The organism is Oceanicola sp. 502str15 (assembly GCF_024105635.1).
Classification (GTDB): domain Bacteria; phylum Pseudomonadota; class Alphaproteobacteria; order Rhodobacterales; family Rhodobacteraceae; genus Vannielia.
Window position 1 is genome coordinate 3,420,754 of sequence record NZ_WYDQ01000001.1, and the last position, 16,723, is coordinate 3,437,476.

Consider the following 16,723-nt stretch of genomic DNA (forward strand, 5'->3'; position numbering starts at 1 on the left):
ACGTTTGGGCGAGAGCCCGCGATGCGTGGCCGATGGGCCGCACGGGCGGCTTGCACCACGTCGCCGCGCACCCCATCATTGGGGCCATGCCAAGCGCGCAGACAGAAGTGATGGACCTCACCGGCAAGCTGCTGATTGCCATGCCCGGCATGGGCGATCCGCGATTCGAGCGGGCGGTGATCTATGTTTGCGCCTATTCCGACGAGGCGGCCATGGGGCTGATCGTGAACCGGACGGCGGAAGACCTCACGTTCTCAGACCTGTTGAAGCAGCTGGATATCGGCAGCGGGATTGATCTGGCCCCGAGCCGCGCGCGCTCTCCGATCTATGTTGGCGGGCCTGTGGAGCATGGGCGCGGTTTTGTTCTGCATTCGACCGACTATCGCAGCGAGGGGGCCACGCTGGAGGTGAGCCCGAACTTCGGGATGACCGCCACGGTGGATATTCTGGAAGACATGGCGCGGGGCACCGGCCCGAGGGATGCGATTTTGGCGCTGGGCTATTCCGGCTGGGGGCCGGGGCAGCTCGAGGGTGAGATCACCCGAAATGGCTGGCTGACCTGCGATGCCACGCCCGAGATTGTCTTTGGCACCGGTGATGCCGACAAATGGGGCCAGGCGCTGAAGTCGCTTGGCGTTGATCCGCGCTTGCTGAGTGGCGAGGCGGGGCACGCTTGAGGGCGTTTTTCGAAGAATGGATGGCTGTGATCAGCCGCGCGGGGCTGCTGCGCGGGTGAGGCGGTCGTTTATGGCGAGGCCGAGGCCGTGGTTGGGGATCGGGGCGACGGCGATGGCGGTGCCGGGCATGGCGTCGAGCCGGTGCAGCAATGTGAAGAGATTGGCGGCGGCCTCGCGCAGGTCGCCCGAGGGGGAGAGGTTGGCGGTGGCCGTCTCATGGCCGGGGCCGAAGGCGAGGAAGAGTGCGCCGGGGGGCGGGGCCGCGGCGTTGAGCAGTACCGGCTTTGCGGGGGCGTAATGCGATGAGAGCTGGCCGGGTGCGGAGGGGGCGGTGTCGTTTGTCGGGGTCGCGCGGTTGAGCGGCGCGCCGAGGGCCTGCTCCAGGGCTTCCACGGGCAGGCCGCCGGGGCGGAGCAGGCGGGGGGCGGGGCCGGTGCAGTCGACGATGGTGCTTTCGACCCCGACGCCCGCCGGTCCGCCATCGAGAACGGCGGCGATACGCCCGGCGAGGCCGGTGGCCACATGCTCGGCCGTGCTGGGAGAGATCTTGCCGGAAGGATTGGCCGAGGGCGCGGCGAGCGGGCCGCCGAAGGCCGTCAGGAGGCGCTGCGCCAGGGGCAGGGCAGGCACCCGGAGGGCCACGGTTTGCAGCCCGGCCGTGACCAGCGGCGACAGCCCCGAGGAGGCTCGGCGGGGCACGACGAGGGTGAGCGGGCCGGGCCAGAAGGCCTGAGCCAAGGCGAGGGCGGCGCCGTCGAACACGCCAATGTCCGAAGCGGCCTCGAGCGAGGGCAGGTGGCAGATGAGCGGGTTGAAGCGGGGGCGGCCCTTGGCCTCGAAAATCCCGGCCACCGCTGTGCCATTGCGGGCATCGGCGGCCAGCCCGTAGACCGTTTCGGTCGGGATCGCCACAAGCTCGCCCGCCCGCAGCAGTTCTGCCGCTCGCGACAGCCCTGCCTCGCCTTCCAGCCGTTCCGTCATGCCGCTTTCCCGTGACGTTGCGTTTTGCGCCCTTTCGCTTGGGCGCGGGTGCCAACTCTCTTATGCTGCGCCGGACGGCCCCTCAAGGCCGACCGAGGAGGAAATACCCATGCCCTACAAGGCCCCTGTCGACGAATTTCGGTTCTTGCTCAACCATGTGGTGGGATATGGCGAGGTCAGCGCCACCGACCGCTTTGCCGAGGCGGGCGGGGACATGGTGGATGCGATCCTGACCGAAGCGGGGCGGCTGAGCACCGAGGTTCTGGCGCCGTTGCAGCGCGAGGGCGATCTGCATCCGGCGGTGCTGGAGAATGGGGTGGTGCGCACCAGCCCGGGCTTTGCCGAGGGCTACAAGGCGATTGCCGAGGGCGGCTGGATCGGGATCAGCGCCGACCCGGAGCATGGCGGGATGGGCCTGCCGATTGCGCTGATGGAATCGGTCAACGAGATGATGAACGGGGCCTGCCTGTCGCTGGCGCTGAACCCACTGCTCACGCAGGGGCAGATCGAGGCGTTGGAGCATCATGCCAGCGACGAGCTGAAGGCCACCTATCTGCCCAAGCTCATCAGCGGCGAGTGGCAGGGCACGATGAACCTGACCGAGCCGCAGGCCGGGACCGATGTGGGCGCGCTGCGCAGCAAGGCCGAGCCGAATGGAGACGGGACTTATGCCATCAGCGGGCAGAAGATTTTCATCAGCTGGGGCGATGCGGATTTTGCGCAGAACGTCTGCCATCTGGTTCTGGCCCGGCTGCCTGATGGGGTGGATGGGACCAAGGGGATCAGCCTGTTCATGGTGCCGCGCAACCTGCCCGACGTGAGCGGCAACCCCGGTGAGCGCAACAGCCTGCGGGTGGTGAGCCTTGAGCACAAGATGGGGCTGCATGGATCGCCCACGGCGGTGATGGAATACAGCGGCGCAAAGGGCTGGCTCGTGGGCCGCGAGCATGGCGGCATGGCGGCTATGTTCACCATGATGAACAACGCCCGCCTTGGCGTGGGCATTCAGGGCATCGGCGTGGCCGAGGCCGCCACGCAGGCCGCCGTGGCCTATGCCGCCGAGCGCAAGCAGGGCAAGGTCGGCGGCTCGGGCAGCATCATCGAGTTTCCCGATGTGCGGCGGATGCTGATGACCATGAAGGCCGAGACTCAGGCCGCCCGCGCGATTGCGCTGGCCAATGCGGTGGCGCTCGACATGGCCAATGCCACCGGCGAGGCCGGATGGGCCGCCCGTGCCGCGCTGTTCACCCCGATCTCGAAGGCCTATGGCACCGATGTGGGCTGCGAGGTGGCCGAGCTGGGCGTTCAGGTGCATGGCGGCATGGGCTTTATCGAAGAGACCGGTGCGGCGCAGTTTTACCGCGATGTGCGGGTCACGACGATTTACGAGGGCACCAACGGCATTCAGGCGCTGGACCTCGTGGGGCGCAAGCTGATGGATGGCGGCGAGGCCGCACTCACGGTGATCTCGGAGGTGGAGGATGCTGCCGAGGCGGCGCGGGGGCAGTTTCCGAAGCTGGCGGACGCGGTCTGGAACGCTGCCGAGGTGCAGCGCGAGCTGACCGAGGCCGTGCTGGAGATGGACATGGCGGCGCGTGGTGCCGTGGCGGTGGCTTACCTCCGGGCCTTTGCCCGCGTGCTGGGCGCCCATTACCACCTTGCCAGCGCCATGGCCGAGGGCAGCGAGGGGCCGCGCAGTGGCCTTGCCCGCTTTTACATCACCCGCCTGCTGCCGCAGCACGCCGGGCTTGCCGCCGAGGTGCGGATGGGCAGCGATGGCATGGATGCCCTTTCCAACGAGGAGTTGGCGGGCTAGGTCCGGGGCATGGACGTAAAACCGCTTTCCTTCCCGTGGGAGACCGCGCCCGCCCCCGGCGAGGCGATCGAGGTGGCCGAGGGCATCTTGTGGCTGCGTCTGCCGCTGCCGATGAAGCTCGACCACGTGAACATCTTCGCGCTGGACGAGGGCGACAGTTGGGCGGTGATCGACACCGGGATCGGCTCGAAGGAGAGCCGCGAGCTGTGGAAGGCGCTGATCCACGGGCCGCTGGGCGGCAAGCCGATTGGACGCATTTTCCTGACCCATCATCACCCTGACCACGTCGGCAATGCTGGCTGGCTGATGCAGGAATATGGCGCCGAGCTTTGGTCGACCCGGCTGTGCTGGACGCTGACGCGGATGCTGCAACTCGACGAGCAGGCGCGACCGAACGAGGAAACCCTTCAGTTCTGGCGGCGTGCCGGGATGGACCCGGCGGTTTATGCCAAGCGCTGCGAGGAGCGTCCGTTCAACTTTGCCGATATAACCTGGCCGCTTCCGCTGGGCTTTCAGGCGCTCCGCGAGGGGCAGAGGGTGCAGATCGGCGGGCGAAGCTGGACCGTGCACATCGGCAATGGCCATGCGCCGCAACATGCCACCTTCTGGTGCGAGGATGCGCCGCTGGTGCTGGGGGGCGATCAGTTGTTGCCCTCGATCTCGCCCAACCTTGGGGTCTATGCTTCCGAGCCCGATGCCGACCCGGTGGGCGAGTGGTTGGAAAGCTGCGCGCGGCTTGGTGCCTTTGCCCGCGACGACCAGCTCGTGCTGCCCGGTCACAAGCTGCCCTTTACCGGCCTGCCCGCGCGGCTGGTGCAGATGGCCGACAACCACCACACGGCGCTGGCCCGTTTGCTGGAGCATCTGGCCGAAACCCCGGGCACCGCGCATGATGTGTTCGAGCCGGTATTCGGCCGCCGGATCGAGGGAGATGCCTATGGGCTGGCCCTGGCGGAGGCGGTGGGCCATGTGAACCATCTCTATGCGACCGGGCGGGTGAGCCGCGAACCGGGCGAGGATGATGCCTGGATCTACAGGGTGGTGTGACCGGTATGGATGACGAAATTCGCACATTGGCAGAGGCGGAGGAGCGCGTGGCGCTGCCGCGGTGTCGCGCCGTGCACACCGATCCGGATGCCCCCGCTACGGCGGAGCAGAAGCCGCTGCCCGAGGGGATGAGCGAGGACGGCGCCCGGAAGTCGCCCGCCGAATGGGCCTATGAGCGGATCATTCTCTATATTCAGAACTTCGAGGAGCAGCTCGACCCTGACGAAGAGATCGCCATGGGGATGACCGATGGCGGTGCGGGGCTGCTGCGGATCGAGGGGCTTGGCTTTTTTGCGCCCGATATCGTCAGCTTCTACGGGCGCGACATGGAAGGCGGGCGGATGCAGTTGGTGCAGCATGTGACCCAGCTCAACGTGACGCTTCGGGCGCTGCCCAAGCCGAAGGGCGATGTGGAGGCACAGCGCATCGGGTTCAGGTTGGCGAAGGCGCTGAGCGAAGGGCCGAAGGCGGGTTAGGCTCTTTGTGGCTGAGGGGCGGCGGGCGGCTTCCGGTGGGTCCGGTTATGGCCTCAGCGCGGCAGGCTGACTTTCGGTCATCAACCTATCATCTTTTGAAAACGGTGCGACGGGCCGCGGCTTTATGTTGCGCGAGCGGCCTAGGGTGACGCGGGGTTTTGACATGGGCGGTGTGGAGCGCTTTCCGTAGGGAATCTGGGGCGAGATCGGGTGCTGGTTCAGCACGTGTTCGCCAGATGCTTATCTTCGTGAGCGTGCGGGAAAACCGAGGTCTGCATCGTGGCGCTGATTGACATACAGTATGCCAAATGCTTGAACTTCGATCATCCGGCGGGGCAGGTTCATGCTGCCCTGCCCAGACTGATGGCTTCTGAAGGAGACCACCCAATGACACTGCCCGGCAAAGCCTTCCTGGCCCTCTGGCACGATATCGAGCCCGCCTCCCAGACCGAATACATGGAGTGGCATACCCGCGAGCACATGCCCGAGCGGCTGTCGATCCCCGGCTTTCTGGTCGGCAAGCGACTGATCGGACATGAGCGCGAGCGCTATCGGTACGGCACCGTCTATACCGGCGAGAATGTCGATGTGTTTCGCTCGCCGGCCTATCTGGAACGGTTGAACAACCCCACTGAATGGTCGGGCCGGGTGCAGCCGACCTTCCGCAATTTTCTGCGTGTGGCCTGCAATCGCCTTGCCTCTGCCGGCACCGGGGATGGCGGCGCGATGGCGACCATTCGCCTGACCATGGCCGAGGGCGACCATTCTGCGCTCGAGGCGGGCGCGCAGGGGCTTTGCGATGCGCTGCTGAAGGTGACGGGCGCGGCCTGCACCCATGTTGGCGCGGCGCGCAGCGAGGTGTCCGACATTCGCACCCGCGAGACCGACATGCGCCCCGGCATGACCGAGAAGGGCTTTGACGCGCTGGTTCTGATCGAGGGCAGCGGCAAGCCCGAGCTTGAGGCCTCGCTGCCCGAATTTCACGATGTGATCGCCCATTGCGGGCTGGGGCTGAGCGATCCGCAGACCATCGTTTACAATCTCGCCTATACCCTTACCGCCGCCGACATGGCGGCTGCCGGGTGAAAGCCGTCGTCAAGGAGGCCCCGCGCGACGGCTGCATGGCGCTCGTCGCGCGGCCAGAGCCCCGGCGCGGTGCGGGCGAGGTGCTGATCCGGATCACCGCCGCGGGCATCTGCGGCACCGACGTGGCGATCTGGCACTGGCACGAGGCGGTGGTGGGACAGTATGCGCCCAGCTTTCCGGTGGTCGTGGGGCACGAGTTTGCCGGGGTTGTGGTTGAAGCGCCGGAGGGCAGTGATCTGAGCCCCGGCACCGTGGTGGGGGTGAACCCGCAGATTGGCTGTGGCACCTGCCGGTATTGCGGATTGGGGCGCCCGACGCTTTGCGACGACCGGAGGATGATGGGCGGCCATATCGACGGGGGCTGGACCGAGATGGTCAGCGTGCCCGAGGCGCAGGTGTTTGCGCTGCCCGAGGGTGTGGACCCGGCGGTGGCGCCGCTTCTGGAGCCGATGGCGGTGGCGGTGCACGCGGTGATGGAGCAGGTGCCCCTGCGGGCGGGGGAAGATGCCTTGGTGATCGGGGCCGGGCCGATCGGGCTGCTCTGCGGCATCCTCGCGCTGGAAGCTGGCGCGGCGCGGGTGGTGATCACCGGCGTCGGCGCCGATGCGGGCCGTCTCGCGCTGGCGCGGGAGCTGGGCATGGAGCCGGTCGATGTGGAGCAGGCCAGCGCGGCGGAGGCGCTGGGGCCGGAGGGCGCCGACGTGATCTACGAGACAAGCGGCAATGCGGCGGTGGCGGCGGAGTTCCTGCATCTTCTGCGCAAGGCAGGGCGTATCGGGCTGATCGGCCTTTGCCATGGCCCCGCCACCTTCGTGACCACGCCTGCCGTGCTGAAGGAGATCCAGCTTACCGGCTCGCGGGCCTACAATGACCCGACGTGGCGCCTGGTGATGAAGATCCTTCCCAAGGTCGCGCCGCAGGTTCTGCGCCTCGTCACCCACCGTTTTCCGCTCGACCGGTTCGAGGATGCGCTGAAGGCCGTGGCCGCCCGTGAGGGTGTGAAGATCCTGCTGGAACCCTGAGGCGCGGGCTCAGCCGGCGAGGTTCCAGCCTCGGGCCGTGTCGCCGAAGGCCTCGCAGCCGGTTTCGGTGATCGCCACCGTGTCTTCCAGCTTGATGAAGCCGAGGCGGGGGTGCTGCCAGGTGGTCTCGACCGAGAGCACCATGCCGGCTTCGAGTGGGCGGGTGCGATGCGGTGCGGGGTAGGGGATGGGGCCGTTGTCCATCAGCCGGGGTGCTTCGTGGGTGATCAGGCCGACTCCGTGGACGACGAAGGCGAAGGAGCCTTCGCGGGCGGGCTTGAGCCGATCTGCCACCGCCTCGAAGGGGGCGCCCCCGGGGGCGCCTGCGCGGAGCGGTTTGCGGGCGGCCTGCTGCACCTCCTCGATCTGTGCCAGCGCGTCCTGGAGCTCCGCCGAAGGTGGGGCGAGCGCGCCCATGCGGCAGAGGTCGCCGAGGTAGCCCGAGCAGTTGCCGCCCGAGTCGAGCGAGAGGATGTCGCCCGGCTCCAGCACCTGCGCCGAGGGGGCGCGGTTGAGGCTTTGGCCGGCGGTGATGAGGCAATACTCCCAGGTCAGCCCCCGGGCGATCTCCTCGCGGCGGAGGATGTCGACCGCGTCGTTCTTGGTCATTCCCGGTGCGAGCTGGGCGAAGGTGGCCTGCATCGCGCCGACCACGCCGTCCGACGCCATGCGCAGCAGATCCAGCTCCTTGGGTGACTTCACCGCCCGCAGCTCTTCGAGAATTTCGACCGCATCAACGGGGGCCGAGCCGGGCAGGCCGGTTCGCAGAACATCCCATGCGTCGGCGGGCAGAAAGCAGGTTTCCACCGCGATCCGGCCCGCGCTCAGCCCGCGCTCGGCCAGGCCGTCGAGGGCCATCTGCATTGCATCGACCGTGCCGCGGGATTTGGTGACCACCTCCGGCACCCAGAAGCGGTTCAGCTCCAGCTCGAACCGCTCGTTGCTGTTGGCGATGTAGAAGGCCAGCTCGGGGCGGCCTGCGGGGTAGACCAGCAGCGGCAGGTAGCGGGTGAGGCCGATGGCGTCGATCGCCTCGAACATGAAGAAGCGGTAGTCGCCCAGCAGATACTGGATGTTGTGCTTTGACGAGGCGATCACCACGTCGACGCCGGCGGTGTCCATCAGGTGGTCGAGCCGAGTTGTGTCGAAGGGCGGAGCGGGGCGAGTGGTCATGCGGCGGCCCTCCGGGCGTCAAAGGCGTTCATGCTGTTTTGCGAGCGTTCGAGGCAGAGCCTAGCCCAGGCTGCGTGCCCCATTTCGGCGATGCGCCGATGGCTGGGGATCTCGACGCTCACCATGAGGTCGGCGGGCAGGGCGGCGGTGATGCCCTCGAGGTCTGCGCCGCCTTCGCCGGGCAGCAGGCGCTCCTGCCGCGCGGTGTGAAGAAGGGCTTCGGGTGTCGTCGCCGGTTCGGCGGGGCAATCGCAGAGTTGCAGGTAGCTCATCATGGCGGCGGGAATGGTTTGCAGGTCGCGCAGCGTGGTGCGCGAGCGGGCCACATGGATGGCGTCGATCAGCACTTCGCCGTTCGGCTGGCCTGCGGCCTGCACCACGCGAAGGGCTGCGGCAGCGCTGTTCAGGGGGGCCCAGGGGGTGAACTCGAGGTTGATCGAAAGCCCGTGCGGCCGCGCCGCCTCGCAGAGCGCGGCGAAGGTGTCGGTCATCCGCGATTCGTTTTCGTCGAGGCCGGCGGCAATGATTGTCCGGGCGCCCAGCCGGGCGGCGGTTTCCAGCATCGGCAGCCAGTGCTCCACGGTGGTTTGCCCGTCAATGCGGGCGATTTCGACGTCGAACACGGGGATGCCCGTCTCGGCGATGAGGCGCTCGGTCTGGCGCAGCATCTCCGGATTCTCCCAGAGCGGAAAGGCCTGCCCCCCCTCCAGCGCGGGCATCAGCCGGGTGCCCACCGAGTCGTAACCGGCCTCGGCGGCGAGGCTGATGGTCTCGGGCGGGGAGAGCTCGAGGGTGAGGTAGGAGAGGCAATAGGCGCGGGTCACGGGGGGATTGTCCTTGTTCGAGCGGGCCGGAGCAATGGCCTGCGAGCGACTATTGACATACTGTATGTCAGTTGCCAAGTATCGCGAACGAACAGGGCCGCCCGGCTGCGGATCAACGCGCCGGGGCGGCCTTGAAAACCGGGAGGAATGAGATGAACGCTCTGCTCAGAAGATTTTCGATGACCGCTGCTGCGGTATCCGTGGCCCTTGGGGCCGGTGCCGCCATGGCGCAGGACACGATCACCATGCGCATCGCGCACAACATGCCTGAGGCGCACACCTACAGCCTGTGGCTCGACAAGTTCGAGGAGGTGCTGGAAGAGAAGTTTCCGGGCCGGTTCGACATCAAGGTATTCCCCGCCGCCCAGCTCGGCACCGAGACCGAGTATCTCGAGGCGATGCAGCTTGGCACGCTCGACGGCGCCATCATGGGCCGTCACGGCCAGATCGACTCGCGGCTCGATGTGCTGAACCTGCCGATGATCTACCGCGACGATGCCCATGTGGATGCGGTGCTGCACGCCGACAGCGAGGTTGAGGCCCGGCTGAACGACATTCTCTACGAGAAGGGTTTCAAGGTGCTGGCGTGGGGGGAGCTGGGCTTCCGTTACATCACGACCAACGGCACCGAGGTGCGCTCTGCCGCCGATCTTCAGGGGCTCGACATTCGGGTGCCCAATGTCCAGCCGTGGCTGACCGCGTTCAAGGCCTGGGGCGCCAACCCGACGCCGCTGCCGTTTGAAGAGGTCTACTCGGCGCTTCAGCAGGGTGTGGTCAGTGCGCAGGAGAACCCGCCGGAAAACATCTGGACCTCGAAGTTCCACGAGGTGCAATCCACCATGAGCCTTACCGGTCATGCCAACATCCCCACCGAGTTCGTGCTGTCCCGCGCCTTCTGGGAAGGGCTGCCGGAGGAGGTGAAGGATACCGTGGTCGAGGCCGCCAAGGCGGGCAGCCTTATTCAGGTTGCTGCCGCGCGTGAAGCCAATGCCGCGCTGGTTGATCAGATCGAGGCAACCGGCGTGACGATCATCCGCGACATCGACAAGGAGTCGTTCCGCGCCGGTGCCGAGGAGTCTTACAGGGCTTCGGAAGAGACCATTGGCCGCGACCTGATCGACGCAGTGCTCGAGACCAACTGACGTGGCGCTGGTAAACCAAGGTCTTCGCTGGTTTATCGGCATCCTCATCGCCGCGCTGGTCCTCAGCGTGGCGATGGGTGTGTTCTGGCGGTATGGCCTGCGCAATTCGCTCTATTGGGCGACCGAAGTGCCCAACGTGATCCTGATCTGGATCGTGTTCATGGGCTCGGTCGTGGCCTTCTATGAGCGCCGCCACATTGCCTTTTCCGCGCTGGTCGAGGCGCTGCCGCCACGGTTGCGGAGCGGGCTGATGATTTTCTCGGAGCTGGTCGTTCTGGTCTTTCTCGTCGCGCTGGCCGTCTACGGCACCCAGATCGTGATGGGCGCGATGAACAGCCTGTCGGACGCGCTGAAAATTCCGCGCGGCTATTTCTATCTCTGCATGCCGATCTCGGCCGCGCTGATGGCGGTGTGCAGCATCGAAAACCTCGTCCGCCTGCTGCGCGGCCGCGGAACTGGAGCCCCCTCATGATCCTGACGATCTTCGTCGTCTTCTTTTTCCTGCTCATCATCGGCGTGCCGGTTGCCATGGCGATCGGCGCGGCGGCGATGGGGGCGTTCTGGGCCGATGGCACCTTTCCGATGGCGCAGGTGCCGCACAAGATGGTCAACGGTGTCTACTCGTTTCCGCTGGTTGCGGTGCCGCTCTTCATCCTGGCTGGCGCGCTGGCGGGCGAAACCTCCATTGCAGGCAGGCTGGTGCGGCTGGCGACGGCGCTGGTGGGCCATATCCGGGGCGGGCTGGGGCATGTGAACGTTGCCTCCTCGATGTTCTTCGGCGGGGTCTCGGGCTCGGCGGTGGCCGATACGGCGGCGGTGGGCAGCCTGATGATTCCGGCGATGGAGAAGCAGGGCTACAGCCGGGAGGATGCGGGCGCGATCACCATCACCTCCTCGACCATCGGCATCCTGATCCCGCCGTCGATCCCGATGGTGCTTTACGGTGTGACCGTGGGCAGCTCGGTTGGCGCGCTGTTTCTTGCGGGGCTGGTGCCGGGCATCCTTGTGGGCCTGTTCCTGATGGTGGCCGTCTACGTGATGGCAAAGCGCAAGGGCTGGCCGCAGGCCGAGCATCGGGCGCCGGTTTCGGAACTCTGGGCCGCCTTCAAGGACGCGATCCTTGCGCTGCTCCTGCCGGTGTTCCTGCTGGGTGCCATCGTGACCGGCCTGACCACGGCCACCGAGGCCGGGGTGATCGGCGTGGTCTACGCGCTGTTCCTCGCGGGCGTGGTCTATCGCGAGTTCAGCTTTCGCCAGCTCGGCACCATCGTTGTCGAGGCTGCCGTGAACACGGCGATCCCGCTCTTCGTGGTGTCCACCACGTCAGTTGTTGCCTGGGTCGTGGCGATCGAGCAGTTTCCTGACACCTTGGTGGGGTTCTTCAACGGGCTCGATGCCAGCCCGTGGATGGTGCTGCTGCTGATGAACCTGTTCCTTCTGATCATCGGCATGTTCGTGGACCTGGTGCCGGCGCTGATCCTCTTTGCGCCGATCCTGCTGCCGGTCGCGATGGCGCAGGGGGTGGACCCGGTGCAGTTTGGCGCGATCATGGTGGTCAACCTCGGGGTGGGGCTCATCACGCCGCCGGTGGGCAATTGCCTGTATGTGGGGGCGGCTGTGGCCAAGGTGCCGGTCGGGCGGCTTGTGCGGGCGTCGCTGCCGTTTCTGGCGATCAACGTGCTGACGCTGCTGCTGGTCACTTTCGTGCCGCAGGTCAGCCTGTTCCTGCCATCGCTGTTCTACTGAGGGTGAGATGAAAGCACTGGTCTATCACGGCACGACCCGGATCGAATGGGAGGACGTGCCGCCGCCGCCCGTGCCGGGCGCGGGGCGGGCGCTGCTGGAAGTGGCGGCCTGCGGGATCTGCGGCTCCGACATGCACGGCTACCACGGCCATGACCCGCGCCGCGTGCCGCCCATGATCATGGGGCACGAAGCGGCAGGCGTGGTGCGGGGCGGTGCGCTTGACGGGCAGCGGGTGGCCCTGAACCCCTTCCTCGACTGCGGGCATTGTGCCGCCTGCCTTGCGGGTGCGCCGCAGCTCTGCGAGGCGCAGGCCAACATCGGTTTGCCGCCCAATGCCGGCGCCTTTGCCGGGCTGGTCGCGGCGCCCGAGCGCAACCTTGTGCCGATCCCCGATGACATGCCGTTCACCACGGCGGCCCTGGCGGAGCCGGTGGCGGTTTCGGTCCATGCGGTTGCCATCGGCATGCGCGCGCTGGGCCGCCCGCTTTCGACCGCCCGGCTGGTGGTGCTGGGCGGCGGTGCGATTGGGTTGACCACGGCGCTGGTATTGATCGCCGAAGGGGCCGGCGAGGTGGTGCTGATCGAGACCAACCCCGCACGCCGCGCGACGGCTGCCGCCGCCTCTGCCCGGCTGCGCGCCGTGGCGCCGGAAGAGGCCCCACCGGCGGGGAGCGCCGACATGATCTTTGATGCCGTGGGAGCCGCTGCCACCCGTGCGCAGGCCTTCGCTCTGGCGCGGCGCGGCGGGGTGATCGTGCACAGCGGGCTGCTGCCCGGCAGCGACGGCACCGACGTGCGCGCGCTGACGCTTCGGGAGCTGTCCTTCCTCGGCGCCTACTGCTACTCCATGGCCGACTTCCGCCAGGCGCTCGCCCTGTTGCAGGCGCGGGCGCTTGGCGCGCTGGACTGGGTGGAACAGCGGCCCATGTCCGAGGGCAGCCGCGCCTTTGCCGATATAGATGCTGGCCGCGTGGCGGCCGCAAAGGTCATTCTGACAACCTGAAAGGAGCTTTCATGATCCACAAGACAGCCAAGGGCATAAGCATTCCGGCGCTGGGGCTCGGGACCTTCGAGCTAACCGGCCCGGAAGGCACGGCTGCGATCCGCAGCGCCATCGAGCACGGCTATCGCCACATCGACACCGCCGTGCGCTACGGCAACGAGGCCGAGGTTGGCCAGGCGATCCGCGAGGCGGGGGTGCCGCGCGAGGAGCTTTTTGTCACCACCAAGGTCTGGTTCGACCGGCTTGCCCCCGAGCAGGTGCGCGAAAGCATCGACGGCAGCCTTGAGCGGTTGCAGCTGGATCATGTGGACCTGTTGCTGGTGCACTGGCCCGGCACCGAGGTGCCCCTATCCGAGACCCTGACCGCCTTTGCCGAGGCGCGGGAGGCGGGCAAGACCCGCAGCATCGGGGTGAGCAATTTTACCGTCGCACTGCTCGACGAGGCGATCGACGCCTGCGGCGCCGAGCTGGTGGCGAACCAGGTCGAGTATCACCCGTACCTGGCGCAGGAGAAGCTGCTGGCATCCGCCCGAAAGCGCGACATGCTGCTCACCGCCTACCAGCCCATCGCGCGGGGCGAGGTGTTCAAGGATCCGGTCATCACCCGCATCGGCGAGACGCATGGCAAGTCGGCGGCGCAGGTCACGCTGCGGTGGCTCATGCAGCAGGACAACGTGCTGGCCATTCCGCGGTCGTCGCGGATCGAGAACATGAAGGCCAACTTCGACATCTTCGACTTCGAACTGAGCGCGGAAGACATGGCCGCGATTTCGGGGCTCGACCGTCAGGACCGGAAGAGCGACTTCGAATGGGCCCCGGAGTGGGACAAGCCCTGAGAGGCCGGCTCAACCCTGTGATCGGTAGAAGTCGATGGTGTCCGACAGCCCCTGCTCGAGCGTCATCGGCTGCCAGTCCGGGAAGTGCCGGGCAATCTTGGGTTCGGCCTTGGGCCCGTCGATCGGCATCGGCGGGCCTTCGACGGTGATCTGTGCACCGGGCACGAGCCGGTTGATCGTTGCGGCCACCTCGGAGGTGTCGGTTGAGCGCCCGAGCAGGGTCATGGCCTCGGCGCCTTGCGGCGGGGCTTCGACAGCGGTGAGGAAGATCCGCGCAACGTCATCTGCATGGATCATGTCGATCGGCCCGGAGAAGGGGATGGTGTAGGCCTCGCCCCGTGCGGCGGCGGCACAGGCCAGGCTCGGCCCCGCCGAGATGCCCACGTCGCGGCCCGGCCCATAAACCACGTAGGGCCGAAAGCCGGTGGAGCTGATGCCATCTTCGGCCCAGAAGGCCCGGGCGGCGTGCTCCGCACCCAGTTTGAAGGCGCCGTAGAGCGTCGTCGGGCGCGGTTCGGCGCCTCCATCGGGGCCGAACACGCCCATGCTCGACATCCACGCCACGTTGGCGATGCCATGGGTGCGGGCGGCGAGAAAGGCGTTGAGCGTGCCGATCAGGTTGACCTCCGCGCCCAGCACCGGCTCTGCCCGACAGGCCGGGGTGAGGATGCCCGCGAGGTGCACCAGGCCCTCGCAGCCGCTGGCCGCCGCCGTCACATCATCCGTCGCCACGATGCTGCCGGTATGCCAGGTGATCCGCTCGGCGAGCGCTGCGCCCGCGATTTCGGCAAGCTTGGCGCGGTTCTCGTGCATGTCGAAGACAACCGGCTCGTGCCCGGCCTCCGCCAGCCGGCAGATGATCCACGCTCCGATGAACCCGCCGCCACCCGTGACCAGAACCTTCATGACCATCTCCCTGGACTGCTTCCCCAAGGCCTACTTATTGGCATACTGTATGTCAATTATAGGCTGCGCTGGACGCACCTGACATATCAGATACAATCGCCCTTCGGATCGGGCGGCACGAAGGGCGGCGGCATGGCGCTGAAAGCGAACAAGAACATCAATCCAATGAAGAAAAGCCCGATCCACCGGCCGCAATCGCTCGCGGTTACGGTGGCCGAGCGGCTGAAGGAGGCGATTCTGCGCCGCGAGATCGCCTTGGGCGAGCCGCTTTCGGAGGAGAAGATCGCCATGGCGATGGAGGTCAGCCGAACGCCGGTGCGCGAGGCGCTGACGCTGCTTCAGATGCAGGGGCTGATCAACATCCTGCCGCGCCGGGGGAGCATCGTGTTTCTGCCCGATGTCGAGGAACTTCGCGCGCTTGTCGATTACCGCCTGCACCTGGAACTGCTGGTCAGCCGCCTTGCGCTGGAGCGTGCGCCTGAGGCCACCCTGGCCGGATTGCGCGAGAGCATCGCGCTGATGGAGGCCGCGCGCGGTGACGACGACTCGCTGGCCTATGCCGAGGCGGATACGAAGTTTCACAACGTCTTTTTCGAGAATGCCGGAAACTCGTTCTTTGCCGAGGCGTTCGACATTGCCTCGGGGCGTCTGGCCGCGCTGAGGGCGCATCTCTCGGCCCAGCTCAGTCTGCACCGGCACACCACCTATGCCGAGCACCTCGAGATTGCCGAGGCGGTGGAGAATCGTGATGCCGAGGCGCTGGCGCGGGTGCTGACGGCCCATATCGCGGCGATGGAGCCCAACTATTCCGGCGCACTCCAGACCCTGGGCGAGCGCGCCTGAGGGCGGGTGCAACCAGATGGCGGCCAAGACCTTCACCCACGAGCACCACGGCGAAACCACCGGCGAGCGCAGCCTCCGGCGGATCCGCTTCGACATCATGCAGGGCACCCTCGCGCCCGGCCAGAAACTGAAGCTGGAGCGGCTGCGCGAGACCTATGACACCAGCGTCACGACTCTGCGGGAGATCCTGAACCGCCTTGCGGTGGAGGGGTTCGTCATTGCCGAGGGGCAGCGCGGTTTCGAGGTGAGCCCGGTGTCGCTGCGCGACCTGAGGGACATTTCGGAGTTGCGGCTGCTGCTGGAGCGCCACGCCCTGCGGCGCTCGGTCGAGGTGGGGGACATCGAGTGGGAGGCGCGGGTGGTTTCAACCTATCACAAGCTGCACTCGGTCGAGACACAGCTTGTTGCCGGTGAAGAGGTGCCGGTGTCGTCCTGGGTGCAGTACGACTGGGATTTTCATCACGCGATCATCTCCGCCTGCGACAGCCCGGCGCTGATGGCCAGCCATTCCGGCGCCTTTGATCGCTACATGCGCTATCACCTGCTGGCCCTGTCGTTTCGTGGTGCGGATGTGGCCCGACAGCATGAGGCGCTGCGGGATCTGGTGCTGGCACGCGATATTGCCGGGGCGGAGGCGCTGCTGACCGATCACGTGATGGTCGGGCGCGACCACGTGGCGCGCACCGGCCGGTTCGACGACTAGGCCTCGGGGCCGATCATGTCCATCAGCGCCCGCACTGCATGGGCATAGCCGCCGGCGCCGAGGCCCGCCATGACGGCGGTGGCAACGCCCGATACCAGCGAGTTGTGATACATCGGCTCGCGCGTGTGGATGTTGGAGATGTGATATTCGATCAGCGGTTTGTCGAACATCTTCAGCGCGTCCATGATCGCCATGGAGTAGAAGGTGAAGGCCGCCGGGTTGATGATCATGCCCGCGCCGGTGTCGGTGGCTTCGTGGATCCAGCCGATCATCGTCTCTTCGGAGTTGGTCTGCCGGAACTCGAGGGGCAGCGGCCCCGCAGCCTCGCGGCATAGCGCTTCGACCTCGGCCAGCGTGGTGTGGCCGTAGATCTCGGGCTCGCGCACGCCCAGACGGTTCAGGTTGGGGCCGTTCAGGATGTAGATCGGCTTCGGCATAACTG

18 protein-coding genes are annotated in these 16,723 nt (G+C 66.9%); 13 read left to right on the top strand and 5 right to left on the bottom strand.

Going from position 1 to position 16,723, the window contains the following annotated elements:
• The first annotated feature begins 86 nt into the window (after positions 1 to 86).
• Positions 87 to 677, top strand: coding sequence for a YqgE/AlgH family protein (locus GTH22_RS16830; protein WP_252946707.1), 591 nt, complete (start codon positions 87 to 89; stop codon positions 675 to 677).
• A gap of 30 nt (positions 678 to 707) precedes the next feature.
• Here the strand turns inward: GTH22_RS16830 and GTH22_RS16835 are convergent, their stop codons facing one another.
• Positions 708 to 1,658, bottom strand: a complete 951-nt coding sequence (locus GTH22_RS16835; protein ID WP_252946708.1) for an L-threonylcarbamoyladenylate synthase — start codon at positions 1,656 to 1,658, stop codon at positions 708 to 710.
• A 109-nt stretch (positions 1,659 to 1,767) separates the two neighbouring features.
• Between GTH22_RS16835 and GTH22_RS16840 the strand changes: the two genes are divergently transcribed.
• The 5 genes from GTH22_RS16840 to GTH22_RS16860 all read left to right on the top strand — a co-directional run bounded on the left by GTH22_RS16840 (position 1,768) and on the right by GTH22_RS16860 (position 7,105).
• On the top strand, positions 1,768 to 3,474 hold the full coding sequence (locus GTH22_RS16840; RefSeq protein WP_252946709.1) for an acyl-CoA dehydrogenase: 1,707 nt from the start codon (positions 1,768 to 1,770) through the stop codon (positions 3,472 to 3,474).
• Between the two features lie 9 nt (positions 3,475 to 3,483).
• Positions 3,484 to 4,521, top strand: coding sequence for an MBL fold metallo-hydrolase (locus GTH22_RS16845; protein ID WP_252946710.1), 1,038 nt, complete (start codon positions 3,484 to 3,486; stop codon positions 4,519 to 4,521).
• Positions 4,522 to 4,526: 5 nt separating this feature from the next.
• The gene (locus GTH22_RS16850) at positions 4,527 to 4,997 is read left to right on the top strand and encodes a hypothetical protein (RefSeq protein ID WP_252946711.1); all 471 of its coding nucleotides are present in this window, start codon (positions 4,527 to 4,529) and stop codon (positions 4,995 to 4,997) included.
• 387 nt (positions 4,998 to 5,384) lie between these two features.
• On the top strand, positions 5,385 to 6,083 hold the full coding sequence (locus GTH22_RS16855; RefSeq protein ID WP_252946712.1) for a hypothetical protein: 699 nt from the start codon (positions 5,385 to 5,387) through the stop codon (positions 6,081 to 6,083).
• Positions 6,080 to 7,105 carry an alcohol dehydrogenase catalytic domain-containing protein gene (locus GTH22_RS16860; protein ID WP_252946713.1) on the top strand — a complete coding sequence of 342 codons (1,026 nt, stop codon included), beginning with the start codon at positions 6,080 to 6,082 and terminating at the stop codon, positions 7,103 to 7,105. Before GTH22_RS16855 ends, GTH22_RS16860 begins: the two co-directional genes overlap by 4 nt.
• 9 nt (positions 7,106 to 7,114) lie before the next feature.
• On the opposite strand, the gene GTH22_RS16865 is transcribed toward GTH22_RS16860, so the two are convergent.
• The gene (locus GTH22_RS16865) at positions 7,115 to 8,278 is read right to left on the bottom strand and encodes a Xaa-Pro peptidase family protein (protein ID WP_252946714.1); all 1,164 of its coding nucleotides are present in this window, start codon (positions 8,276 to 8,278) and stop codon (positions 7,115 to 7,117) included.
• Entirely contained in the window at positions 8,275 to 9,102 is an 828-nt protein-coding gene (locus tag GTH22_RS16870; RefSeq protein WP_252946715.1) for a TIM barrel protein, read from the bottom strand. The genes GTH22_RS16865 and GTH22_RS16870 overlap by 4 nt, the downstream gene beginning before the upstream one ends.
• 152 nt (positions 9,103 to 9,254) lie before the next feature.
• On the opposite strand from GTH22_RS16870, the gene GTH22_RS16875 reads away from it, so the two are divergent.
• From GTH22_RS16875 to GTH22_RS16895, 5 genes are read left to right on the top strand one after another with little or no spacing between them, the layout of a single operon-like run.
• On the top strand, positions 9,255 to 10,244 hold the full coding sequence (locus tag GTH22_RS16875) for a TRAP transporter substrate-binding protein (RefSeq protein ID WP_252946716.1): 990 nt from the start codon (positions 9,255 to 9,257) through the stop codon (positions 10,242 to 10,244).
• 1 nt (position 10,245) lies between these two features.
• Positions 10,246 to 10,716, top strand: coding sequence for a TRAP transporter small permease subunit (locus GTH22_RS16880; protein WP_252946717.1), 471 nt, complete (start codon positions 10,246 to 10,248; stop codon positions 10,714 to 10,716).
• Positions 10,713 to 11,990: a TRAP transporter large permease gene (locus GTH22_RS16885; RefSeq protein WP_252946718.1), complete on the top strand. Its 1,278-nt coding sequence runs from the start codon at positions 10,713 to 10,715 to the stop codon at positions 11,988 to 11,990. Before GTH22_RS16880 ends, GTH22_RS16885 begins: the two co-directional genes overlap by 4 nt.
• A gap of 7 nt (positions 11,991 to 11,997) precedes the next feature.
• The gene (locus GTH22_RS16890) at positions 11,998 to 12,993 is read left to right on the top strand and encodes an alcohol dehydrogenase catalytic domain-containing protein (RefSeq protein ID WP_252946719.1); all 996 of its coding nucleotides are present in this window, start codon (positions 11,998 to 12,000) and stop codon (positions 12,991 to 12,993) included.
• Positions 12,994 to 13,004: 11 nt separating this feature from the next.
• Complete coding sequence (locus GTH22_RS16895; protein ID WP_252946720.1) at positions 13,005 to 13,829, top strand: aldo/keto reductase; 825 nt, start codon at positions 13,005 to 13,007, stop codon at positions 13,827 to 13,829.
• A gap of 9 nt (positions 13,830 to 13,838) precedes the next feature.
• Here GTH22_RS16895 and GTH22_RS16900 read toward each other — a convergent pair whose 3' ends face one another.
• Positions 13,839 to 14,735 (bottom strand): NAD(P)-dependent oxidoreductase, encoded by an 897-nt coding sequence (locus tag GTH22_RS16900; RefSeq protein ID WP_252946721.1) that lies wholly within the window; start codon positions 14,733 to 14,735, stop codon positions 13,839 to 13,841.
• Between the two features lie 132 nt (positions 14,736 to 14,867).
• On the opposite strand from GTH22_RS16900, the gene GTH22_RS16905 reads away from it, so the two are divergent.
• Both GTH22_RS16905 and GTH22_RS16910 read left to right on the top strand, forming a co-directional pair.
• Positions 14,868 to 15,578 carry a GntR family transcriptional regulator gene (locus GTH22_RS16905; RefSeq protein WP_252946722.1) on the top strand — a complete coding sequence of 237 codons (711 nt, stop codon included), beginning with the start codon at positions 14,868 to 14,870 and terminating at the stop codon, positions 15,576 to 15,578.
• A 16-nt stretch (positions 15,579 to 15,594) separates the two neighbouring features.
• Positions 15,595 to 16,281, top strand: coding sequence for a GntR family transcriptional regulator (locus GTH22_RS16910; protein WP_252946723.1), 687 nt, complete (start codon positions 15,595 to 15,597; stop codon positions 16,279 to 16,281).
• Here GTH22_RS16910 and GTH22_RS16915 read toward each other — a convergent pair.
• Complete coding sequence (locus GTH22_RS16915) at positions 16,278 to 16,718, bottom strand: type II 3-dehydroquinate dehydratase (protein WP_252946724.1); 441 nt, start codon at positions 16,716 to 16,718, stop codon at positions 16,278 to 16,280. The two genes, GTH22_RS16910 and GTH22_RS16915, sit on opposite strands and share 4 nt — an antisense overlap.
• Positions 16,719 to 16,723: the final 5 nt, after the last annotated feature.